Source organism: Streptomyces musisoli (assembly GCF_016741855.1).
Classification (GTDB): domain Bacteria; phylum Actinomycetota; class Actinomycetes; order Streptomycetales; family Streptomycetaceae; genus Streptomyces; species Streptomyces musisoli.
The window spans coordinates 118,224-139,644 of the sequence record NZ_JAERRH010000005.1; the positions used below are offsets into that span (position 1 = coordinate 118,224).

23 protein-coding genes and 1 riboswitch are annotated in these 21,421 nt (G+C 72.6%); of the genes, 12 read left to right on the forward strand and 11 right to left on the reverse strand.

Translation table 11 applies throughout. From position 1 onward, the window contains the following. Positions 1-96: 96 nt before the first annotated feature. Positions 97-843: an endonuclease/exonuclease/phosphatase family protein gene (locus tag JK361_RS15825; protein ID WP_201817998.1), complete on the forward strand. Its 747-nt coding sequence runs from the start codon at positions 97-99 to the stop codon at positions 841-843. A gap of 184 nt (positions 844-1,027) precedes the next feature. Here the strand turns inward: JK361_RS15825 and JK361_RS15830 are convergent, their stop codons facing one another. Then, the gene (locus tag JK361_RS15830) at positions 1,028-1,732 is read right to left on the reverse strand and encodes a hypothetical protein (RefSeq protein WP_201818001.1); all 705 of its coding nucleotides are present in this window, start codon (positions 1,730-1,732) and stop codon (positions 1,028-1,030) included. After that, on the reverse strand, positions 1,725-2,504 hold the full coding sequence (locus tag JK361_RS15835) for an alpha/beta hydrolase (RefSeq protein WP_201818003.1): 780 nt from the start codon (positions 2,502-2,504) through the stop codon (positions 1,725-1,727). The genes JK361_RS15830 and JK361_RS15835 overlap by 8 nt, the downstream gene beginning before the upstream one ends. A gap of 105 nt (positions 2,505-2,609) precedes the next feature. Between JK361_RS15835 and JK361_RS15840 the strand changes: the two genes are divergently transcribed. From JK361_RS15840 to JK361_RS15855, 4 genes are all read left to right on the forward strand, one after another. After that, positions 2,610-3,353: a lysophospholipid acyltransferase family protein gene (locus JK361_RS15840; protein WP_201818006.1), complete on the forward strand. Its 744-nt coding sequence runs from the start codon at positions 2,610-2,612 to the stop codon at positions 3,351-3,353. A 180-nt stretch (positions 3,354-3,533) separates the two neighbouring features. Continuing rightward, entirely contained in the window at positions 3,534-4,745 is a 1,212-nt protein-coding gene (gene macS / locus JK361_RS15845; protein WP_372448716.1) for a MacS family sensor histidine kinase, read from the forward strand. Continuing rightward, a complete protein-coding gene (locus JK361_RS15850) occupies positions 4,745-5,422 on the forward strand; it encodes a response regulator (RefSeq protein WP_201818009.1) in 678 nt (225 codons plus the stop codon). The genes macS and JK361_RS15850 overlap by 1 nt, the downstream gene beginning before the upstream one ends. A gap of 108 nt (positions 5,423-5,530) precedes the next feature. After that, positions 5,531-6,559: a 6-phosphofructokinase gene (locus JK361_RS15855; RefSeq protein ID WP_201818012.1), complete on the forward strand. Its 1,029-nt coding sequence runs from the start codon at positions 5,531-5,533 to the stop codon at positions 6,557-6,559. A gap of 51 nt (positions 6,560-6,610) precedes the next feature. Here the strand turns inward: JK361_RS15855 and JK361_RS15860 are convergent, their stop codons facing one another. Beyond that, entirely contained in the window at positions 6,611-8,470 is a 1,860-nt protein-coding gene (locus tag JK361_RS15860; RefSeq protein WP_201818019.1) for an anthranilate synthase family protein, read from the reverse strand. A 125-nt stretch (positions 8,471-8,595) separates the two neighbouring features. Then, the gene (locus tag JK361_RS42630; RefSeq protein WP_076090275.1) at positions 8,596-8,652 is read right to left on the reverse strand and encodes a trp operon leader peptide; all 57 of its coding nucleotides are present in this window, start codon (positions 8,650-8,652) and stop codon (positions 8,596-8,598) included. A 106-nt stretch (positions 8,653-8,758) separates the two neighbouring features. Here JK361_RS42630 and JK361_RS15870 point away from each other — a divergent pair, with 106 nt between their 5' ends. After that, entirely contained in the window at positions 8,759-10,111 is a 1,353-nt protein-coding gene (locus tag JK361_RS15870) for a class II 3-deoxy-7-phosphoheptulonate synthase (RefSeq protein WP_201818025.1), read from the forward strand. A 147-nt stretch (positions 10,112-10,258) separates the two neighbouring features. After that, complete coding sequence (locus JK361_RS15875; protein WP_201818028.1) at positions 10,259-10,483, forward strand: (2Fe-2S)-binding protein; 225 nt, start codon at positions 10,259-10,261, stop codon at positions 10,481-10,483. A gap of 43 nt (positions 10,484-10,526) precedes the next feature. Here the strand turns inward: JK361_RS15875 and bfr are convergent, their stop codons facing one another. Next, entirely contained in the window at positions 10,527-11,015 is a 489-nt protein-coding gene (gene bfr, locus JK361_RS15880) for a bacterioferritin (protein WP_201818038.1), read from the reverse strand. Positions 11,016-11,188: 173 nt separating this feature from the next. On the opposite strand from bfr, the gene JK361_RS15885 reads away from it, so the two are divergent. Next, complete coding sequence (locus JK361_RS15885) at positions 11,189-11,821, forward strand: sulfite oxidase-like oxidoreductase (RefSeq protein WP_201818039.1); 633 nt, start codon at positions 11,189-11,191, stop codon at positions 11,819-11,821. Positions 11,822-11,833: 12 nt separating this feature from the next. Here JK361_RS15885 and JK361_RS15890 read toward each other — a convergent pair whose 3' ends face one another. From JK361_RS15890 to thiO, 6 genes are all read right to left on the reverse strand, one after another. Then, positions 11,834-12,475, reverse strand: a complete 642-nt coding sequence (locus JK361_RS15890; protein WP_201818040.1) for a DUF4396 domain-containing protein — start codon at positions 12,473-12,475, stop codon at positions 11,834-11,836. A 76-nt stretch (positions 12,476-12,551) separates the two neighbouring features. After that, a complete protein-coding gene (locus JK361_RS15895; protein WP_201818042.1) occupies positions 12,552-13,430 on the reverse strand; it encodes a deoxyribonuclease IV in 879 nt (292 codons plus the stop codon). 83 nt (positions 13,431-13,513) lie between these two features. Next, on the reverse strand, positions 13,514-15,451 hold the full coding sequence (gene pknB / locus JK361_RS15900) for a Stk1 family PASTA domain-containing Ser/Thr kinase (protein ID WP_201818045.1): 1,938 nt from the start codon (positions 15,449-15,451) through the stop codon (positions 13,514-13,516). Between the two features lie 707 nt (positions 15,452-16,158). Further along, positions 16,159-16,953, reverse strand: coding sequence for a thiazole synthase (locus JK361_RS15905; RefSeq protein ID WP_201818047.1), 795 nt, complete (start codon positions 16,951-16,953; stop codon positions 16,159-16,161). A gap of 3 nt (positions 16,954-16,956) precedes the next feature. After that, positions 16,957-17,169 (reverse strand): sulfur carrier protein ThiS, encoded by a 213-nt coding sequence (gene thiS, locus JK361_RS15910; protein WP_201818050.1) that lies wholly within the window; start codon positions 17,167-17,169, stop codon positions 16,957-16,959. Further along, positions 17,166-18,335, reverse strand: a complete 1,170-nt coding sequence (thiO, locus tag JK361_RS15915) for a glycine oxidase ThiO (RefSeq protein WP_201818052.1) — start codon at positions 18,333-18,335, stop codon at positions 17,166-17,168. The genes thiS and thiO overlap by 4 nt, the downstream gene beginning before the upstream one ends. After that, a riboswitch (TPP riboswitch) is annotated at positions 18,333-18,445 on the reverse strand. Its footprint overlaps the gene before it by 3 nt. A 53-nt stretch (positions 18,446-18,498) precedes the next feature. Here thiO and JK361_RS15920 point away from each other — a divergent pair. The 4 genes from JK361_RS15920 (at position 18,499) to thiE (ending at position 21,284) form a co-directional block, all read left to right on the forward strand. Next, positions 18,499-18,849 (forward strand): avidin-fold protein, encoded by a 351-nt coding sequence (locus JK361_RS15920; RefSeq protein WP_201818055.1) that lies wholly within the window; start codon positions 18,499-18,501, stop codon positions 18,847-18,849. A 32-nt stretch (positions 18,850-18,881) separates the two neighbouring features. Next, positions 18,882-20,114 (forward strand): NAD(P)/FAD-dependent oxidoreductase, encoded by a 1,233-nt coding sequence (locus JK361_RS15925; RefSeq protein ID WP_201818058.1) that lies wholly within the window; start codon positions 18,882-18,884, stop codon positions 20,112-20,114. A 64-nt stretch (positions 20,115-20,178) separates the two neighbouring features. Beyond that, entirely contained in the window at positions 20,179-20,544 is a 366-nt protein-coding gene (locus JK361_RS15930; protein WP_201818060.1) for an Rv2175c family DNA-binding protein, read from the forward strand. A 92-nt stretch (positions 20,545-20,636) separates the two neighbouring features. Next, positions 20,637-21,284, forward strand: coding sequence for a thiamine phosphate synthase (thiE, locus tag JK361_RS15935; protein ID WP_201818063.1), 648 nt, complete (start codon positions 20,637-20,639; stop codon positions 21,282-21,284). The last annotated feature ends 137 nt before the right edge of the window (positions 21,285-21,421 follow it).

Below are 21,421 nucleotides of genomic sequence, written 5' to 3' on the forward strand. Positions count from 1 at the left end.
GGCCTCGGGGCGCGGGGAGCCACGCGACCGGCCGCGACGCACCGGCGGCCGCGCACGCTCCCCGCGCCCCGAGCCGTTGGGCGTACATTGATCCACATGGCGTTGCTCCCCAACTCCACGACGCAGCCCGACGGTTCGGCCCTCATCCGCGTCCTGAGCTACAACATCCGCTCGATGCGGGACGACACCGGCGCCCTCGCCCGGGTCATCACCGCCTGCGCACCCGACCTCGTCCTGGTCCAGGAGGCCCCCCGCTTCTTCCGCTGGCGCAAGAAGCTCGCCCGGCTCGCCGCCGCCTCCGGCCAGGTCGTCCTCACCGGGGGCGCCACGGCGGCGGGACCGGCGATCCTGTGCAGTCTCCGCGCCACCGTCGAGCGCACGGAGGACGTCCTCCTCCCGCTCACCCCCGGCCTGCACCGCCGCGGCTTCGCCACGGCCGTGGTCCGTTTCGGCGGTGCCCGCCTCGGTGTGCTCAGCTGTCACCTCAGCCTCCGGCAGGACGAGCGCCACGAGCAGGGCGCCCTGCTCCTCGACCGCCTCGCCGGGCTCGGCGTGGAACACGCCGTCGCGGGCGGAGATCTCAACGAACGCCCCGACGGCCGCACCTTCCGCCGCCTCGCGGCCGATCTCCAGGACTGCCGTACGGCCGCGCCCTGGGGCGGCGAGTACACCTCCACCCCCGCCGACCCCCACCAGCGCATCGACGCGATCTTCGCCACCAAGGGCGTCGAGGTGCTCGGCTGCGGCGTCCCGGCGGACCTGCCGGGCGTCACCCGGGCCGATCTGACCGCGGCCACGGACCATCTCCCGGTACTGGCCGCCCTGAGGATCCCGGCCGCCTGAACGACCGCCCGGTCCCCTCACGGCCGGCACCGGCCGGCGCGGAGGCATCGGGTACGCGCCGCGTGGTCCTCTCACGGGCGGCACCGGCCGGCGCGGAGGCATCGGTACGCGCCGCGTGCTCCCTCACGGGCGGCACCGGCCGGCGTCGGAGGCACCGGGCGCGCGGCCGAGGCCCCCCGCGGGGTCAGACCACCGCGCCGCGCCCGGGGTCGTCGTCCCCGTCGTCGTCCGTCCGCATCCGCGTCACCAGCGTGACGAAGCCGCCGAGGAAGCCGCCGATGCCGGCGGTCGCCAGCCACCAGGTCATCTCCCAGCCGAGTATCACCGCGAGCAGGAGCAGGACGGGACCGCCGACCACCCCGAGCCAGGCGAACCTGGCGGTCGTGTCCGCGGTCGGCAGCGGCGGCGGCTCCGGCGGGACGAAGTGGCCCTCGTCGTCCTCGTCGAAGTCGTCGTCGGAGGGCTCGGGCACCGTGTAGTCGCGCGGGCCGACGCCCGGCGCGAAGGACACCGAGCCGCCCAGCGGACGGGCGGACCCGCGGCCCGCGGAGTCGTCCGTGTCGCGCCGGGGCTCGCCCTCCGGATCCCTCACCTGGTCTTTCGCCCGGTCCTTCACCTGGTCCTTCACCTGGTCCTTCGCCAGGTCCTGCACGGCGTCCGTCGCCTGGTCCGGCTCCGGCAGCGCGAGATCCTCCACCGTCCGCGCGAGATCCTCCACCGCCCGGAAGGGCCGGGAGCCCGGCGGGTCCGGCGGTTCCTCGCCGTACCCGGCGACGATGGCCCGCCAGGCGGCGTCCTCGTCGAACGGCACCTCCTGCTTGTCCGGCTCGCTTCCCTCGCGGTCCTCACGGCCCCCGCGGTCCTCACGGTCGGAGTCGTGCTCAGCCAACTGCGGCCGTCCCTTCCTTGCCGACACTGGGTGCGAGCCGGCCCATGAAGGCGAGGCTCTCCTCGAAGATCCGGTCCGCATCCATGTCCAACGTCGCCACGTGGTAGCTGTGTTCCAGCACGATCTCCGTGACGTCCACGGACGACACCCGGCTCAGCACCCGCGCCGAGTCGGCCGCCGGGACGACATGGTCCTGGGCGCTGCGCAGCAGCAGCAGCGGCTGCGTGACCTGGGGCAGCTCGCCGTCCAGCCGGCGCAGGAACACCCGCAGGGAGTGCGCCGCGTGCAGCGGCACCCGGTCGTAGCCCAGCTCCGCCGCGCCCTCCTTCGCGATGTCGCTGGCGATGCCCTTCGTCGTCCGCACCAGGTGCCGGGCGACCGGAAGGGCGTAGGCCGACAGCCCGTGCACCTTGTTCGCCGGGTTGACGACCACCGCGCCCGCGACCCGCTCGCCGTGCCGGGCGGCCAGCCGGAGCGCCAGCGCACCGCCCATCGACAGGCCCGCGACGAACACCCGGGAGCAGCGCGCGGCCAGCACGCGCAGCTCGCGGTCCACCTCCGCGTACCAGTCCTGCCAGACCGTCAGCTGCATGTCCTCCCAGCGGGTGCCGTGCCCGGGCAGCAGCGGCACGGACACGGTCAGGCCGTGCGCCGCGTGATGCTCCGCCCACGGGCGCAGTGACTGGGGCGAGCCGGTGAAGCCGTGGCAGAGGAGGACCCCCACCTCACCGCCCTCGTGGCGGTACGGCTCGGCTCCGGGGAGAACTGGCATGTGCCTCACCGTACGCGACCGCACTGACACCGACCAGGGTCGTCGGGTCCATTGACGGTCCTCCGGGTTAAGGTCTCCTCGACGCAAACAGGAGGCACACGGGTGATGTACGGCACGATGAAGGTCGCGATCGGGGGGCCGCTGAAGGTCGCCTTCCGGCCTTGGGTGGAGGGCCTGGAGAACATTCCGGCCACGGGCGCCGCCATCCTGGCCAGCAATCACCTGTCCTTCTCGGACTCGTTCTTCCTGCCGGCCGTCCTGGACCGCAAGGTCACCTTCATCGCCAAGGCCGAGTACTTCACCACCCCGGGCGTGAAGGGCCGCCTCACCGCGGCCTTCTTCAAGGGCGTCGGCCAGCTCCCGGTGGACCGCTCCGGGGCGCGCGGCGCGGGTGAGGCGGCGATCAAGAGCGGTATAGAGGTGCTGGAGCGCGGCGAGCTGTTCGGCATCTATCCGGAAGGCACCCGCTCGCCCGACGGACGGCTGTACCGGGGCAAGCCCGGCGGCCTCGCGCGCGTGGCGCTCGCCAGCGGAGCGCCCGTCATCCCGGTCGCCATGATCGACACGGAGAAGATCCAGCCGCCCGGCAAGGTCGTGCCGAAGCTGATGCGGCCCGGCATCCGCATCGGCAAGCCCATGGACTTCAGCCGCTACCAGGGCATGGAGCACGACCGGTTCGTGCTGCGCGCCCTGACCGACGAGGTCATGTACGAGATCATGAAGCTCTCCGGCCAGGAGTACGTCGACATCTACGCCACCGCGGCCAAGCGGCAGATAGCGGAGGCGGCCAAGGCCGCCAAGGCGGCCAGGGAAGCGGAGAAGGCGGAGAAGAAGCAGGCCGACTCCTAGGCGGGGAGAACGGAAGAGCCGGGGGGACCGGGGGACATGCCCAAGCGCGAGCGTGAGGGGGCCGGAGGGCGCGCCGGCGGTGCGAGAGCGGGCGCGCGGCGGCCTGAAGGGCCGGGCACGGCCGGGCCCTCACCGTCGACCGGAGCGCCCGGAGGCGGACGGGCCGGGACACGGGGCGTCATGCGGATGTCGGTCGAGCTGCCGCTGTGGCGTGCGCTCGCCGGCTACCGCGTCCTGACCATGCTGTACGCCATCGGCCTGTGCGCCACCGCGTACGACCACTTCGTGCGGCCCTGGGTCGCCGTCGCCTACTACGCCGTCCTCGTCGTGTGGACCCTCGCCACCCTGCCGAAGGTGGCCAACGCGGCGAGCTGCACCCGCCGCTTCCTGGCCGCCGACCTGGGCGTCGCCCTCCTCGGCATCCTGCTCACCCCGGTCGCCGACAGCCACGAGCGGATCGCGGGCGGCGGCCCCACCCTGCCCTCGATATGGACCGCCGGCGCCGTACTCGCCTTCGCCGTCAAGGGCGGCTGGCGCTGGGCGGCCGTCGCCTCCACGGCCGTGGCCGCCGTCAACCTGGTCGAGCGCGGCCACCCGGCCCGGGACACCGTGCACAACGTGATCCTCGTCTGGGTGGCCTCCATCGCCATCGGCTACGTCGTGGAGGTGGCCCGCGCCTCCGAGCGCACCCTCGCCCGCGCGCTGGAGATCGAGGCCGCGACCCGGGAGCGGGAGCGGCTGGCCCGGGACATCCACGACAGCGTGCTCCAGGTGCTGGCGATGGTGAAGCGCCGGGGCACGGCCCTCGGCGGCGAGGCGGCCGAGCTGGGCCGGCTGGCCGGTGAGCAGGAAGTCGCCCTGCGGACGCTGGTGTCGGGCGGTCTGGTGCCGGTGTCCCGGGTCCCGGACGACCCGGCCGAAGGCGCCGTCGTCCGGGTGCTCCAGGAGCCCGGCGAGGACGCACCGGCCGGCCCGGTCGACCTGCGCTCCCTGCTCGCCCCCTACGCGTGCGCCCGGTTCAGCCTCGCCGAGCCCGGCGCCCCGGTGCTGCTGCCGGCGGCGGCGGCCCGCGAGGTGGCCGCCGCCGTGGGGGCCGCCCTGGACAACGTGCGCCGGCATGCCGGTGCGCACGCCCGGGCCTGGATCCTGGTGGAGGACGAGCCGGACGAGATCGTCGTCACCGTCCGGGACGACGGCCCCGGCGTCGCCGAGGGCCGGCTCGCGCAGGCCGAGGGCGAGGGCCGGCTCGGGGTGGCCCTGTCGATCCGGGGCCGGCTGCGCGACCTCGGCGGCAGCGCCGAGATCGTCTCCGTGCCCGGGCAGGGCACGGAGGTCGAACTGAAGGTACCGAAGTGCGCCGCGGGGGCGCGGGGGAAGAAGGCGGAGCGGTGATGACACAGCAGCAGGACCCGATCAGGGTGATGGTGGTGGACGACCACCCCATGTGGCGTGACGCGGTCGCCCGCGACCTGGCCGAGTCCGGCTTCGAGGTGGTCGCCACCGCCGGCGACGGCGAGCAGGCGGTCCGCCGTGCCAAGGCCGCCGTCCCCGACGTCCTCGTGTTGGACCTCAACCTGCCCGCCAAGCCCGGCGTCCAGGTGTGCAAGGAACTGGTCGGCCACAACCCGGCGTTGCGGGTGCTCGTCCTCTCGGCGAGCGGTGAGCACGCGGACGTCCTGGAGGCCGTGAAGTCCGGCGCGACCGGCTATCTGCTGAAGTCGGCCTCCACCGAGGAACTCCTGGACGCGGTGCGCCGGACCGCCGTCGGCGACCCCGTGTTCACGCCGGGCCTCGCCGGACTGGTCCTCGGCGAGTACCGGCGGCTGGCCGCCGAGCCCGCGCCCGCCCCGGACGCCGACGAGCCGGGCGCCCCCCGGCTGACGGACCGGGAGACGGAGGTGCTGCGGCTGGTGGCGAAGGGCCTGAGCTACAAGCAGATCGCCGAACGTCTCGTCATCTCCCACCGCACGGTGCAGAACCACGTCCAGAACACCCTCGGCAAGCTCCAGTTGCACAACAGGGTGGAGCTGGTGCGGTACGCGATAGAGCGCGGACTGGACGACGAGTAGGCCGGATTCCGACAACGCACCCGAATCACCCTTCCCGCCTCTCCCGATGTGACGCGGATCACCATTAGCGTGACTGAGCGTCAGGCAGGCATGGCGAAGGGACATTTCATGCGAGTCGGAGTACTGACCGGAGGCGGCGACTGCCCCGGGCTCAACGCCGTCATCCGGGGCGTCGTGCGCAAGGGCGTACAGGAGTACGGCTACGACTTCGTCGGCTTCCGGGACGGCTGGCGGGGTCCGCTCGAGAACGACACGGTCCGCCTCGACATCCCCGCGGTGCGCGGCATCCTGCCCCGCGGCGGCACCGTCCTCGGTTCCTCGCGGACCAACCCCCTCAAGGTGGAGGGCGGTATCCGCCGCATCAAGGAGAACCTCGCCAAGCAGGAGGTCGAGGCCCTCGTCGCGATCGGCGGCGAGGACACCCTGGGCGTCGCCGCGCGTCTCTCCGACGAGTACGGCATGCCCTGCGTCGGCGTACCGAAGACCATCGACAACGACCTGTCCGCCACCGACTACACCTTCGGCTTCGACACCGCCGTCAACATCGCCACCGAGGCCATCGACCGGCTGCACACCACCGCCGAGTCACACATGCGGGTCCTCGTCTGCGAGGTGATGGGGCGGCACGCCGGCTGGATCGCGCTGCACTCGGGCCTCGCCGGCGGCGCCAACGTCATCCTCATCCCCGAACAGCGCTTCGACCTCGACCAGGTGTGCGCGTGGATCACCTCCCGCTTCAAGGCGTCCTACGCCCCGATCGTCGTCGTCGCCGAGGGCGCCATGCCGAAGGACGGTGACATGGTGCTCAAGGACCAGTCGCAGGACTCCTTCGGGCATGTGCGGCTGTCCGGGGTCGGCGAGTGGCTGGCCAAGGAGATCGAGAAGCGCACCGGCAAGGAGGCCCGCACCACGGTCCTCGGACACATCCAGCGCGGCGGCACCCCCAGTGCCTTCGACCGCTGGCTCGCCACCCGCTTCGGGCTGCACGCCATCGACTGCGTGCGCGACGGCGACTTCGGCAAGATGGTCGCCCTGCGCGGTACCGACATCGTCCGCGTCCCGATCTCCGAGGCCACGGCCAGGCTGAAGACCGTGGACCCGAAGCTGTACGAGGAGGTCGGGGTGTTCTTCGGCTGACGCCCCGGCCCGGGCCCGGGGACCGCACGGCCCCCGGGTCCCCGCCCCGCCTCACCGCACCGTGCTCGCCCGCAGCCGGCCGATCAGCTCCCGGACGACCGCCGCGCCGTTCAGCGTGAGAACCGATTCCGGATGGAACTGCACGCCCGCGAACCCGGGGCCGCGCAGCGCGTGCACCTCGCCGTTCGCCGCGCGGCTCACCTCGACGCCGTGCGCGGCCAGCTCCCGGGCCGCCACCTCGTCGCAGCGCGCCACGAAGCTGTTGTAGAAGCCGACGGTCTCGCTCCGCCCGAACAGGTCGATCTCCGTCTGCGCCCCCTGGTACGGCACTTCCTTCCGTACGATCTCCAGGCCCAGCTCCGCCGCGATCAGCTCGTGCCCGAGGCAGACGCCGAGCACACCGTGCCGGTGCGCCCGTACCACCCGGGCGGTGAGGTCGCGCAGGAGCCGCATCCTGGGGTCGCGGAGGTCGGACGGATCACCCGGACCGGGGCCGAGGACGACCGGCCCCTCGTGCGCGAGCACCGCCTCCCGCAGTCCGGGCTCGTCGTACCGCCGGACGGTCACGTCGAGCCCGGCCGACCGCAGGACGTGCGCGAGCATCGCGGTGAAGGTGTCCTCGGCGTCGACGACGAGGGCGTGGCCCGCGAGTGCCTCGGACCGCTCCTGCATCCGCAGCCAGAACGGCGCGAGCGCGGCACGCCGGCCGTCCAGCGCGGCCCGCACCCGCGGATCGTCCGCCAGCCGGGGCCGCTCCCGCTCCCGGCGCGGCCGGGACGGCCGTACCCCGAGGGCGGCCAGCACGCCCGCCGCCTTCGCGTGGGTCTCCGCGACCTCGCCCGCCGGGTCGGAGCCGCGCACCAGCGTCGCCCCGACGGGAACGCGCAGCCGGCCGTCGGCACCGATGTCGGCGGTGCGGATCAGGATGGGGGAGTCGAGGGTCTGCGCGCCCCCGGAGTCCCGGCCGAGCAGGGCCAGCGCACCGGCGTAGTACCCGCGCCCCCCGGCCTCGTGCCGCTCGATCACCCGGCACGCGTTCTGCACCGGCGAACCGGTCACCGTCGCCGCGAACAGGGTCTCCCGCAGCACTTCCCGCACGTCCAGGGAGGACTTCCCGCGCAGCTCGTACTCGGTGTGCGCGAGGTGCGCCATCTCCTTGAGCCGGGGACCGACGACGACCCCGCCCATGTCGCCGACGGTGCACATCATCTTCAGCTCCTCGTCGACGACCATCGACAGCTCCTCGACCTCCTTGCCGTCGGCGAGGAACTGCAGAAGGTGCTCCGGCGTGGGCCCCGCGGCGGGATAGCGGTACGTCCCGCTGATCGGGTTCATCACGACGGTGCCGCCGGACATCCGCACGTGCACCTCGGGGCTGGCGCCCACCAGCGTCCGGTCCCCGGTGTGCACCACGAACGTCCAGTACGCACCCCGCTCGCCCTCCAGCAGCCGCCGGAACAGCGCCAGCGCGTCGGCGCGGCCGAACCCGGGGATGTCGCCCTCGTAGGTGCGCCGGATCACGAAGTTCGCGCCCGCGCCCCGGCCGATCTCCTCGCGCAGCACCCGGCCGACGATCTCGCCGTACTCCTCGTCCCCGACGTCGAAGCGCCCGCCCTCCACCCGCACCTCGTGCGCCGGGAGCTGGGCGAGCGCGTCGGCGAGCGGGATGCCGTACGACTCCTCGGGCGTCAGCACCAGCAGCGGGGTGCCGTCGTCGCGGACGTCGAAGCCGCGCTCGCGGATCTGCCGGAACGGGACGAGGGCGAGCCCCTCGTCGGGCAGGTCGGCGAGGCGGTCACGGCTGGTCACCGGGCCGAGCAGCACCTCCACCAGCTCCTCGTCGCGGCCGGGCGTGCGGCGGCGGAGCAGGGCGAAGGGGCGGGGGTCGGCGAGCAGGTCATGCAGGTCCACGGGTCGGGCTCCTTCTCGATCCTCCGGCGGAACGTCCGGCGGAGGGACTGACGGAGAGGAACGACCCCGGGAAACGCCGAAGGCCGCCCCTCGGGCGGCCTTCGCGAAGTCTGTGTGCGCGCGAATCAGTGGGCCGCCGGAGAAGCGGTCCACCACCAGTTCTGGGTCGAAAGCGCGAACATGCCGGGAACCCTACCGCACCCATCGCCCGTCCACCGGTCAGTCACCCCGTCTCACCCTTCGAGCCAGGGGGAAAAACATCCCACACGACCCCGTAATGTTTACGGGGTGACCGTGAACGCTAAGACCAGCCCCGGCGCTGGCAACACCTGGCGAAACCTGCCCGCGGCGCAGCAGCCCGAGTACCCCGACGCCGAGGCTCTGCGCGCAGTGATCGCGGACCTCGAGTCGTATCCGCCGCTCGTCTTCGCGGGCGAGTGCGACCAGCTGCGCGCCCGGATGGCGGCCGTCGCCAAGGGAGAGGCGTTCCTCCTCCAGGGCGGCGACTGCGCCGAGGCCTTCGACGCGGTGTCCGCCGACCACATCCGCAACAAGCTGAAGACGCTGCTCCAGATGGGTGCCGTCCTGACCTACGCGGCCTCCGTGCCCGTGGTCAAGGTCGGCCGCATCGCGGGTCAGTACTCCAAGCCGCGCTCCAAGCCGACCGAGACCCGCGACGGCGTGACGCTCCCGACGTACCGGGGCGACTCCGTCAACGGCTTCGACTTCACCGAGGCCGCCCGGATCCCGGACCCCGAGCGGCTCAAGCGCATGTACCACGCGTCGGCCTCCACGCTGAACCTGGTGCGCGCCTTCACCACCGGCGGTTACGCCGACCTGCGCCAGGTGCACGCCTGGAACCAGGACTTCGTGAAGAGCTCGCCGTCGGGCCAGCGCTACGAGCAGCTCGCGCGGGAGATCGACAACGCGCTGAACTTCATGCGGGCGTGCGGCACCGACCCGGAGGAGTTCAAGACCGTCGAGTTCTTCTCCTCGCACGAGGCGCTGCTGCTGGACTACGAGTCCGCCCTGACCCGGGTCGACTCCCGCACCGGCAAGCTGTACGACGTCTCCGGGCACATGGTGTGGATCGGTGAGCGCACCCGGCAGCTGGACCACGCGCACATCGAGTTCGCCTCGAGGATCCGCAACCCGATCGGCATCAAGCTCGGCCCGACCACCACGGCCGAGGAGGCGCTTCAGTACATCGACCGCCTCGACCCCGAGCGGGAGCCGGGCCGGCTGACCTTCATCGTCCGCATGGGCGCCGACAAGATCCGCGACAGGCTCCCCGAGCTGGTCGAGAAGGTCACGGCGTCCGGTGCCACGGTGGCCTGGGTGACCGACCCGATGCACGGCAACACCTTCGAGGCGGCCTCCGGGCACAAGACCCGCCGCTTCGACGACGTGCTCGACGAGGTCAAGGGCTTCTTCGAGGTCCACAAGGCGCTCGGCACCCACCCGGGCGGCATCCACGTGGAGCTGACCGGCGACGACGTCACCGAGTGCGTGGGCGGCGGCGACGAGATCTTCGTCGACGACCTGCACCAGCGCTACGAGACGGCCTGCGACCCGCGGCTGAACCGCAGCCAGTCGCTGGACCTGGCCTTCCTCGTGGCCGAGATGTACCGGGACCAGTGACCCGGTACCGCTAGGCGTCCTGGGGCGCGGATCACACCGGATCCGCGCCCCACCCACTTTTCCGGGTGCCGCGGGATGGGTAAGGTTAGGTTTGCCTCACCGGGAACGGGACGGCAAGAGACACGATCCCGTCGGGAGGTGAACCGCGTGTACGTCTGCAGTTGTTTCGGCATCACCGAGCAGCAGGTCCGCCAGCACGCGGAGAACGGCGCGTGCACCCCGCGCCAGATAGCCTCCGCGTCCAAGGCCGGTACCGACTGCGGTTCCTGTGTGCGCCGTATCCAGGCCCTCCTGGGCCGGGGCGCCTGCCCCCGCCGGGAGCTGATCGAGCGGCGTGCCCCGGCTCTCGAAGCGCTGGACGACGCCGCCTAGCGTCCGTGCCCGCCCGGTGGCCGAAGGAGCCGCCGGCGCCCGGTCAGGAGGCGTCCGGCTGGTTCTGCTCGATCAGGGTCGACAGGTAGAGCGCCTCACCCAGCTTGTCCACGAGTTCCAGCTGGGTGTCCAGGTAGTCGATGTGCTGCTCCTCGTCGGCCAGGATCGACTCGAAGATGTTCGCCGACGTGATGTCGTTCTTGTCGCGCATGATCTGCACGCCGCGGCGCAGCCGGTCGATGGCCTCCACCTCGATCTGCCGGTCGGCCTGGAACATCTCGGTCACCGTCTGCCCGACCTGGACGTGGAAGAGCCGCTGGTAGTTCGGCAGGCCGTCCAGCAGCAGGATGCGGTCGGTGAGGATCTCCGCGTGCCGCATCTCGTCGAACGACTCGTGCCGGGTGTACTCGGCGAGCTTGGTCCACCCCTTGTGGTCCTGGAGCTTGGAGTGCAGGAAGTACTGGTTGATCGCGGTCAGCTCCGCGGTCAGCTGTTCGTTGAGCAGTTCGATGACCTCGGGGTCGCCTTGCATGCGACGGACTCCTTCCGGACAACTGGTATCAGCCGATAGCGCCGCATGATGACACCGCCGGTGAAGATCGTCCAGTAAGTGCATACTTAGTAAATTAGTGCTGGCTTGCCCTAGTTATCCGTTTCGTCGAGTGGTGGTCAAGGGCACTGCCCGAGGTCTGTCAGGATGGATACATGGGTCATCCGGTGGAGCGAGAGTCTGGGGCAGTGGCAGGGTCCGAGCTTCCGCCGGGTCAGCGGCTCCAGCGCGGCTGGCCGGTCACGCACTACGGCCCCGTCCCCAAGTTCCGGCCCGAGCGCTGGGAGTTCCGGGTCTTCGGCGCCACCGCCGACGGCGACAAGCACACCTGGGACCACGAGGAGTTCACGGCCCTGCCGTACGCCACCGTGGTGGCCGATCTGCACTGCGTGACGAAGTTCAGCATGCTCGGCGCGGAGTGGGGCGGTGTCCCGGCCCGGGCGATCCTGGACCTGGCCCCGCCGGCGCCGGACGTCACCCATGTGATGGTCTGGGCGGAGTACGGCTTCAGTTCCAACCTGCGCCTGTCGGACTTCTCCTCCGACCGCGCGATCTTCGCCACCCACAAGGACGGCGAGCTGCTCACCGCCGAGCACGGCTTCCCGGTCCGCCTGATCGTGCCCCATCTGTACGCCTGGAAGGGGCCCAAATGGGTCCGGGGCGTGGAGTACATGACCGCCGACCGCCGCGGCTTCTGGGAGGAGCGCGGCTACCACAACATCGGCGACCCCTGGAAGGAGCAGCGCTACTCCTACCAGGAAGAGCCCGGGGACGGCCCCGAGCTCTGACTCCCGGCCCGCTCAGTGGTGGTACTGGTGCACGACCGCGTGTCCCTTGCCCCGGCCGATCATCCACTTGTTGACCGGGGTGGTCACCAGGAAGGCGATCACCAGCGAGATCGCCAGTGAGATCCAGAACAGCGGCTCACCGAGGGTCGCGTCCATCGCGGACGGCCAGACCAGGATCACGCCGTTGTCGATCAGCTCCATCACGGCGATGGACAGGGTGTCGGCGGCCAGCGCCACGCGCAAGGCCGTGCGGAAGTCCACGCCGGCGCGCAGGATCCCGCGCAGGGTGAGCGAGTAGCCGAAGACGAAGGCCAGGATGATCGCCAGCACCATCGTCGGCAGGTTGCCCCAGCCGAAGGCCGTCCCCAGGATCATGCCGAGCACCTCGCCGATGGCGCAGCCGGTGAGGCAGTGCAGGGTGGCCCGGGCGGCCGCCGGCCAGGTGGCCGCGGGCGCGTGACCCTGGTGCTGGTGGTGCCCGTGATGCTGCGCGTGCTCTTCCTGGTGCTGGTGCTGGTGCTGGTGCTGGTGCTGGTGCTGGTGCTGGTGCTGCCCGTGGTGCCCTTCGTGCTCGCCGTGTTCCGGGGCGTGGTGCTGCGCATGCTCGCCGTGCGTCTCATGGTGCTGGTGGTGCGTGTGCGCCGAGTGCTCCATGGTTTCCCCCAATGCAGAGTGACGGTTCCTCCGACAGGTGGGAACCGTATACCCCCTGGGGGTATTCCTCAACAGCTCAGGAATCCCGCAGTCTCTTCAGCCGCTCCACGTCCGCCGCGTGTCCCTCCTTGCCGCCGGGCGTCTCGATGACTAAGGGGACGCCCTCGGTCGCGGGGTGGGTCATGAGCGCGCGGAACGGGTCCTCGCCGATGTGGCCGGCGCCGATGTTCTCGTGCCGGTCCTTGTGCGCGCCCGCCACGTCCTTGGAGTCGTTGGCGTGGATCAGCTTCAGTCGGCCCTCGCCGACGGTGTCCACCAGCAGATCCAGGGTCTGGTGCATGCCGCTCGGCCCGGTCAGGTCGTGCCCGGCGGCGAAGATGTGGCAGGTGTCCAGGCACACGCCCAGCTTCGGATGGGCGTCCAGCGCCTCGAAGTACGGCCCGAAGTCCCAGGTCCGCGAGCACAGCGAGGCGCCCTGCCCGGCGGTCGACTCCAGCAGCAGGAACGGGTCGTCGTCATGGCTCAGCTCGTCCAGCAGCGGCAGCATGTGCTCGCGCACCTGCTTCAGCGCCACCTCCCGGGCCCGGCCGCCGGTCGCGCTCCCGGTGTGCACCACGACACCCAGGGCGCCGATCTCCCGGCCGCGCCGCAGCGAGTGCCTGAGCGACTCCACGGACCGTTCCACCGTGGCCTCGGTGTGCGAGCCGAAGTTGATCAGGTAGGGGGCGTGGACGTACGCCGGGATCGACTCCTCGGCGCACGCCGCGCGGAACGCCTCGTCCTGCCGCGGATTCCCGGCGGGCGTGGCCCAGCCGCGCGGGTTGGCGACGAAGACCTGCACGGTCTCCGCCTTCAGGTCGCGGGCGTACGTCAGGCCGACGGAGTGCAGGCCGCCCGCGACGGGCACATGGCCGCCGACGGGATTGCGGGGGAGGGAGGGCTGAACGGGACTCACCCGTTCAGGGTGTCACGTCCGTTCCCGCGCCCCGGCCGCGGTCCCGGTGAATCCGGTCACCGGATGGTCCCCGGTGAATCCGGTCACCGGATGGTGATCGTGATCGTCGACCCCTTGGGCGCCGTGTCGCCGCCCTCCACCGACTGCTCCTTCACGGTGTCGCCGAACAGCCCGAGCAGACCGCGGTCCTCGTCCACCTCGAAGCCCGCACCCTCCAGGGCGTCGTGGGCGTCGTCCACGCTGTCCCCGACCACGTCCGGGACCTCGATCATCTCCGGGCCCTTGGACAGCGTCAGCGTCACCGTGTCGCCCTCGGCGGCCTGGGTTCCCTCGGCCGGGCTCTGCGCTGCGACCTTGCCGCTGTCGTACTCGGAGTTGACCCGCTTGTCGGCGACCTTCACCTTCAGGCCGGCGTTCGTCAGTTCTTCCCTGGCGCTGTCCAGGTCGTCACCGGTGACGTCCGGCATGTCCACGGGGCTGCCCTTGCTGACGACCAGCGCGATCGCCGAGCCCGCGTGCCGCTTGGTGCCCGCGTCCGGCGTCGTACGGATCACCGAGCCCCGGGCGACGTCGTCGCTGAACTCGCGGGTGACCATGCCCGGCTCCAGGCCGTCCGCCTTCAGCCGCGCCTCGGCCTTGGCGCGCGGCTGCCCCTCCACGTTCGGCACGTTCACCGTCTCCGGGCCCAGTGACACGGTCAGCGTCACCGAGTCGTGGTCCCGGATGCGCGCGCCCGGCGCCGGGTCGCTGCCGATCACCGTGCCCCGCTCGACGGTGTCGCTGTAGGTGCGCTTGACCTGGCCGACGTCGAGCCCGGCCGACTTCAGCCGGTCCCTCGCCTGCGCCTCGGTCTTCGTCAGCAGTGGCGGCACCTTGGTGAACTGGCCGGAGTTGATGTACCAGACACCGGCGCCCACGCCGAACACCACCAGCACGGCCGTGATCAGCGCCAGCACCGTGCGCCGGGGCCGGGCCGGGCGCCGGCGGGGAGGCACGGGCGGGCTCTGGAACCGGGCGGTGCGGTCGAAGCCGTCGCCGGGTGCGTCCCCGGGTGCGTCCTCGTTGACGGGCAGTGGCCTGGGCACGGTCAGCGCGCGCGGGATCACGCTCGTCCGGTCCTCGGCGTTGTCGTGGTCCGCGGTCAGCGCCTGCGGCGGCAGCGCGTCCAGCTGCTCGTCGGTCAGCGGCCGGCGGGCCTCGCGCACCTGGGCGAGCAGCGCCACGGCGTCGTGCGGGCGGACGTCCGGGGTGCGGGCGGTGGCCGACGCGACCAGTTCGTCCAGCGTGTACGGCAGCCCGGGGACGAGCGCCGAGGGCGGCGGCACGTCCTCGTGGAGGTGCTTGTAGAGCACCTGGGCCGGGGAGTCCCCGGAGTGCGGCTTCGTGCCCGTGAGCATCTCGTACAGCACGACACCGCACGCGTACACGTCGACGCGGGGGTCCGTGGTGCCCTGCTCGATCTGCTCGGGCGCGAGGTAGGAGACGGTACCGAGCACGGCACCGGTCGTGCTGGTCACCGTGTCCACGGAGCGCACCAGCCCGAAGTCGGCGACCTTGACCCGGCCGTCGTCGCCTATCAGCACGTTCTCGGGCTTCATGTCGCGGTGCACGAACCCGGCGCGGTGCGCGGCACCGAGCGCGGCGAGCACCGGCTCCAGGATGTCCAGCGCGGCCCGCGGCTGCACGGCACCCCGCTCCCGCAGCACGTCCCGCAGGGTGCAGCCGGCGATGTACTCCATCGCCAGGTAGACGTACGACCCGTCGGTGCCCTGGTCGTAGACCTGCACCACGTTGGGGTGGTCGAGCCGGGCGACGGACTTCGCCTCCCGGATGAACCGCTCGACGAAGGCCCCGTCGGACGCGAGCGTCGGGTGCATCACCTTCAGCGCGAGAACGCGGTCCAGGCGGGTGTCCAGGGCCCGGTAGACCGTGGCCATCCCGCCCGCCGCGATCCGCGCGTCGACGCGATACCGGCCGTCGAGCACCTGCCCGACGAGGGGGTCCTGAAGGGTCGTATCCACGAGAGGCGAGTCTACGAGGGAGCACCGACACGACCGCCCCGCCCACCGGCATTGGAGCGGTACTGAAGCCGACCTGTGACGCTTCCCACGCACACGGCCCGGACCGACGGCAGAACCACCACCCCGCAACGGACAGCCGCCCCAGGCCCCTGACAGCGCCCCCTCACGCCCCGCCACCGCCGACAACGGAGCCACCGGTCCGCACGCGCGCCGCTCCAGACGTGTGCGGATCCCCACACAAGCCGATCCCCACGCGTGCCGATCCGGACGTGGCCGATCCGCGCGGACGCCGAGCCCTGCCCACCACGCCCCGCGGTCGCCGTGGTGGAGGCATGGATCCGGACGTGCGCCTGTCCCTGAGCAGCCCACGCCCCGCGGTCGCGTGCAGCCCACGGCCCGCGGTCGCCGGTGGTGGATGCGTGGATCCGTACGTGCGCTTGTCCCTGCGCAGCCCACGCCCCGCGGTCGCCGGCGCTGGAGTCGTGGATCCGGACCTGCGCCTGTGCCTGCCCACCACGTTCCGCGGTCGCCGGAGGTGGAGGCGTGGATCCGGACGTGCGCCATTCCTGTGTGCCCACGGCGCCATTCCTGTGTGCCCACGGCCCGCGGTCGCCGGTGGTGGAGGCGTTTCGCGGGTGGTTCAGCCTGTCAGGGGACGGTGACGGGTGGTGCGTGGGTGGGCAGGAAATGCCCCGCCGCCGCACCGGTCAGAACGCGGGACGCTCGGGATCCAGCACGGCCAGGCCCTCCGCAGGAGACGACGCCTCGGCGAGATACCGCCGCGGAATGCGCCCGGCCAGCCGAGCCAGCCGGCCCCCCTCCACCGCGTGCCGCATGGCGCAGGCCATCAGCTCCGGCTCCTGCGCCCGCGTCACCGCCGACGCCAGCATCACCCCGGCGCAGCCCAGCTCCATCGCCAGCGCCGCGTCGGACGCCGTACCGGCCCCCGCGTCCAGGATCACCGGCACGCGCGCGTGCTCCACGATCAGCTGGAAGTTGTGCGGGTTGCGGATGCCGAGCCCGGAACCGATCGGCGAACCGAGCGGCATGACCGCCGCACAGCCGACGTCCTCCAGCTTCCGCGCGAGCACGGGATCGTCGTTGGTGTACGGCAGCACCGTGAACCCGTCGTCCACCAGCGTCTCCGCCGCATCCAGCAGCTCCACCGGATCCGGCAGCAGCGTCCGCTCGTCGGCGATGACCTCCAGCTTGACCAGGTCCGTGCCCAGCGCCTCCCGGGCCAGCCGCGCGGTCAGCACGGCCTCCCCGGCGGTGAAGCAGCCCGCCGTGTTCGGCAGCACCCGGATGCCCAGCCGCTCCAGCACCGAAAGCACCGAGCCGTGCACGGAGGGGTCCACCCGGCGCATGGCCACCGTCGTCAGTTCCGTACCGGAGGCGATCAGCGCCCGTTCCAGCACCTCCAGGCTCGGCGCCCCGCCCGTGCCCATGATCAGCCGGGACGAGAAGGTCAGCCCACCGAGGACCAGGGGATCGTCAGCCATGGTTCAGCCTCCTTGCACGGCCGTGAGGACTTCGACACGGTCACCCTCGGCGAGGGCGGTCGTCGCCCACTGCGTGCGCGGGACGACGGTCTCGTTGACGGCGGCGGCCACCCCGCGCGGCGCCGCGGTCAGGGTCTGGACGAGGGAGTCCAGCGCGGTGCCGGCGGCCACCCGCCGGGGTTCGCCGTTGACGGAGATGGTGACGGAGAGGTTCATGCGGGCTGCTCCAGCTGTTCCATGAGCGCGGCGCCGAACCGCCGCGGGGTGAACGGGCGTGCCTCCTCGGGGAGTTCACCGGTGACCAGGGCGTGCGCCAGCACGTCCCCGGTGACCGGTGTGAGCAGCACGCCGTTGCGGTGGTGCCCGGTGGCCAGCAGCAGCCCGGCCAGACCGGACGGGCCGAGCAGCGGGGCGTTGTCGGGGGAGCCGGGGCGCAGCCCGGCCCGGGTCTCGGTGAGCGGCAGCTCGGTGATGCCGGGCACCAGCTCGTGGGCGTCGCGCAGCAGCTCGTACACGCCTCCGGCGGTGACGGTCGTGTCCCAGCCCACTTCCTCGGTGGTGGCGCCGACAACCAGTTCACCGTTCTCCCGGGGCACCAGGTAGACATGGCTGCCGCGCACCACGGCCCGCACGGTCCGGCTCAGGAACGGCGCGTACCGGCGCGGCACGGTCAGCCGCAGCACCTGCCCCTTGACCGGCCGCACCGGCGGCAGCAGCTCGTCCGGCACACCCGCCAGGCGCCCGCTCAGGCTTCCCGCGGCGAGCACCACCCGCTCCGCGCGCAGCCCGGTGCCGTCCGCCGTGGTGACCCCGACGGCCCGGTCCCGCTCCACGTCCAGCCGCTCCGCCCAGACGCGGTGGAAGACCACGCCGGCCCGCTCGCAGGCGGTCACCAGGGCCGCCGCCAGCCGGCGCGGGTCGACCTGGTGGTCGCCGTCGACCCGCAGCCCGCCGCGCACCCCCGGCGCGAGCATCGGCTCCAGCCGTCGGCACTCCCGCCCGGACAGCCACTCCGACTCGAGGCCCGAGCGCTGCTGGAGCGCATGGAGTTCGCGCAGGTGGGCGCGGTCGTCGGCGTCGAGCGCGACGGCGAGCGTGCCGCAGCGGCGATAGCCGAGGTCGTGGCCGGTCAGTTCGCTCAGCTCGGCCGCGAACGCCGGGTAGCGGCGGGCCGACTCCAGGTTCAGGGCGAGCAGGGTCTCCTCGCCGTAGTGCAGCTCGGTGACCGCGGCCAGCATCCCGGCGGCCACCTGCGCGGCCCCGCCCCCCGGCTCGGGGTCCACGACGGCCGTGGCGAGCCCGCGCTGCGCCGCCCGCCAGGCCGTGACCAGGCCGATGATCCCGCCCCCGATGACGAGGACGTCGGACGTACGTGACGACATGGGCGTTCAGCCCCTCCCTTCGCCGGCATGACCCGGATCAGGTTCGTACGGTCGGAGGCCGCCCAGCCTCCCTCTCAGCCCGGTGCGTCCGGGCTCCCGCGAGTGCTTGTACGGTGGCCACCCTAGCCCGCCGCCCCAGTCACCCGTAAGGGAGCCCCGCTTCATGACCCGGTCGCTCGACGGACTGACCTTCGCCCCCGTGTCGGACCAGGCCCCAGGTCAGGTGGGTACCCGCACCCGGTTCGCGTACCACGAGGAGGACGGCGGGATCTGGGCCGAGTACGCGGGCGGCGACGTCGTGCGCGGCCACCTGGTCGGCACCCGCGAGGCGGACCGGCTCGACTTCCGGTACGTGCAGCTCAGGACCGACGGGACGACCGCCTCGGGGCACTGCGTGTCCACGGTCGTGGAGCTGGCGGACGGCCGGCTGCGGCTGGAGGAGACCTGGGAGTGGGAGTCCGGGCCGGGCTCCGGCACGAGCGTTGTGGAGCAGGTCACCGAGCACGCCCCCTGACTGACTGTCCGTCATGTGTCTATGGTGATCAGGTGAGCGAGCAGACAGCGGAAGAGGGCACGTCACAGGGCCGGCACGTGGTCGTCGTCGGTGCGGGCATGGCCGGGGTGCAGACCGCGGTCGCCCTGCGGGAACAGGGTTTCCGGGGCCGTGTGACCGTCATCGGTGGCGAGCCGCACCAGCCGTACGACCGGCCGCCGCTGTCGAAGGCCGTGCTGCTCGGCAAGGCCGAGGACTCCGCCTTCGACGTGGACTTCGAGTCCCTCGGGGTCGAGCTGCGGCTCGGCTGCGAGGTGCAGGGCCTCAGGCCCGCCGCGCACGAGCTGGACACCGAGTCGGGTCCGGTCCCGTACGACGTCCTGGTCGTCGCCACCGGCGCCGAACCGATCACGCTGCCCGGTACCGAGGGCGTGCCCGGGGTGCATCTGCTGCGCACCCTGGACGACGCCGAGCGGCTGCGGCCCGTGCTCGCCCGGCAGCACGACATCGTGGTCGTCGGCGCCGGCTGGATCGGCGCCGAGTTCGCCACCGCCGCCCGCGAGGCCGGCTGCGCGGTGACCGTCGTGGAGGCCGCCGGCCACCCGCTCGCCGGTGCGCTGCCCGCCGAGGTCGCCGCGCCCATGGCCGCCTGGTACGCCGACAGCGGCACGGACCTGCGCACCCACGCGCGCGTGGAGCGCGTCGAGCCCGGCGCGGTGGTGCTCGCCGACGGCACCCGGCTGCCCGCGGGCGCCGTCGTCGTCGGCATCGGCGCCCGCCCCGCCACCGGCTGGCTGGCGGGCTCCGGCATCGAGCTGGGCGCGCACGGCGAGGTCCTCGCCGACGCCGGCCTGCGCACCTCCCTGCCGGACGTGTACGCGGTCGGCGACTGCGCCTCCTTCCCGTCGGCCCGGTACGGCGAACGGCTCCTCGTCCACCACTGGGACAACGCCTTGCAGGGCCCGCGCACGGTCGCCGCGAACATCCTCGGCGAGACCCCGGCGCTCTACGACCCGGTGCCGTACTTCTGGTCGGAGCAGTTCGGCCGGTTCGTGCAGCACGCCGGCCACCATGCCGCGGCCGACCGCATGGTGTGGCGCGGCGACCCGGCGGGCCCGTCCTGGACGGTGTGCTGGCTGCGCGAGGGCCGCCTGGTGGCCCTGCTGGCCGTCGGCCGTCCGCGCGACCTTGCCCAGGGCCGCCGCCTGATCGAGGCGGGCCGGCACCTGGACGCCGAGGCCCTGTCCGACCCGGCCCGCCCCCTGAAGGACGCGACGGCCGACTAGCAGGCCGTCCCGGGTGGACCTGCCTGACTTCCGACTGTCAGTGGGGGATGGCAGGCTTGTCCTCGTGACCGAGATTGACGCAAAGATCGATGCTCTCGTCCCCGCCTGGCTCACCCTCCCCGACATCGCCGAACAATTCGGTGTCGAGGTGACGCGCGTCCGGCAGCTGGTCAAGGAGGGCCAGCTCATCGCCGTGCGCCGAGGTGAGAACCGGGCGCTGCACGTCCCCGCCGCCTTCATCGACGGGGACAAGGTCGTCAAGGGCCTGACCGGGACCCTGACGCTCCTGCGGGACGACGGCTTCACGGTCGAAGAGATGATCGAGTGGCTCTTCACCCCCGACCCGACCCTGCCCGGCACCCCCGCGCAGGCCCTGAGCGAGAATCGCGGCACGGAGGTGAAGCGCCGCGCCCAGGCGCTCGCCGTCTGAACCGACCCGCAGCAGGAGGTGGCGTGCGGGCCGGACGCCCGCGCGCCACCGCCGAGAACCGCCAGGGACACCGACCACGGGGGGACCCACGCATGTCCGACACCGCCCGCGCCGCGCTCGCCGACGCCCGCCTGTACCTCTGCACGGACGCCCGCAAGCGGCAGGGGGACCTGCCCGAGTTCCTGGACGCGGTCCTGGCCGGCGGTGTCGACATCGTGCAGCTGCGGGACAAGGGCATGGAGGCCGCCGAGGAGCTGGAGCACCTGCGGGTGTTCGCCGACGCCTGCGCCCGGCACGGCAAGCTGCTCGCGGTCAACGACCGGGCGGACGTCGCCCATGCCGCCCGCGCCGGCGTGCTCCACCTCGGCCAGGGCGACCTGCCGGTTCCCGCGGCCCGGGCGATCCTCGGCGACGGGGTGCTGATCGGCCGCTCCACGCACGCCGAGGACGAGGCCGCCGCTGCCGCCGTCCAGGAGGGCGTGGACTACTTCTGCACCGGCCCCTGCTGGCCCACCCCCACCAAGCCCGGCCGCCACGCCCCCGGCCTCGACCTGGTCCGCCACACGGCGGCCCTCGGCACCGACCGCCCCTGGTTCGCCATCGGCGGCATCGACCTCGGCAACCTGGACCAGGTGCTGGACGCGGGTGCCCGCAGGGTGGTCGTGGTCCGCGCGATCACCGAGGCGGACGACCCGGGCGCTGCGGCGGCGGAGTTCGCCAAGCGGCTGCGGCAGGGCTAGGATCTCTCGGTCGGATCATGCCGGCCCGCCCCACACGGAAGCCCCGGCGGTCGGTCCCAGCGGTCAACCGGTGGGTGCTCCCGACGGTGATCCGGTGGGCGGTCCCGACGGTGATCCGGTGGGGGCGGTGACCCGCT

What these genes read in the sequence shown, in the direction of transcription:
- JK361_RS15905 (WP_201818047.1), bottom strand. Translation starts at nt 16,953, where the DNA reads ATGGCTGACGATCCCCTGGTCCTCGGTGGGCTGACCTTCTCGTCCCGG.
- bfr (WP_201818038.1), bottom strand. Translation starts at nt 11,015, where the DNA reads ATGCAAGGCGACCCCGAGGTCATCGAACTGCTCAACGAACAGCTGACC.
- JK361_RS15920 (WP_201818055.1), top strand. Translation starts at nt 18,499, where the DNA reads ATGACCCGGTCGCTCGACGGACTGACCTTCGCCCCCGTGTCGGACCAG.
- thiE (WP_201818063.1), top strand. Translation starts at nt 20,637, where the DNA reads ATGTCCGACACCGCCCGCGCCGCGCTCGCCGACGCCCGCCTGTACCTC.
- thiS (WP_201818050.1), bottom strand. Translation starts at nt 17,169, where the DNA reads ATGAACCTCTCCGTCACCATCTCCGTCAACGGCGAACCCCGGCGGGTG.
- macS (WP_372448716.1), top strand. Translation starts at nt 3,534, where the DNA reads ATGCGGATGTCGGTCGAGCTGCCGCTGTGGCGTGCGCTCGCCGGCTAC.
- JK361_RS15835 (WP_201818003.1), bottom strand. Translation starts at nt 2,504, where the DNA reads ATGCCAGTTCTCCCCGGAGCCGAGCCGTACCGCCACGAGGGCGGTGAG.
- JK361_RS15840 (WP_201818006.1), top strand. Translation starts at nt 2,610, where the DNA reads ATGTACGGCACGATGAAGGTCGCGATCGGGGGGCCGCTGAAGGTCGCC.
- JK361_RS15885 (WP_201818039.1), top strand. Translation starts at nt 11,189, where the DNA reads ATGGGTCATCCGGTGGAGCGAGAGTCTGGGGCAGTGGCAGGGTCCGAG.
- JK361_RS15850 (WP_201818009.1), top strand. Translation starts at nt 4,745, where the DNA reads ATGACACAGCAGCAGGACCCGATCAGGGTGATGGTGGTGGACGACCAC.
- thiO (WP_201818052.1), bottom strand. Translation starts at nt 18,335, where the DNA reads ATGTCGTCACGTACGTCCGACGTCCTCGTCATCGGGGGCGGGATCATC.
- JK361_RS15855 (WP_201818012.1), top strand. Translation starts at nt 5,531, where the DNA reads ATGCGAGTCGGAGTACTGACCGGAGGCGGCGACTGCCCCGGGCTCAAC.
- JK361_RS15825 (WP_201817998.1), top strand. Translation starts at nt 97, where the DNA reads ATGGCGTTGCTCCCCAACTCCACGACGCAGCCCGACGGTTCGGCCCTC.
- JK361_RS15890 (WP_201818040.1), bottom strand. Translation starts at nt 12,475, where the DNA reads ATGGAGCACTCGGCGCACACGCACCACCAGCACCATGAGACGCACGGC.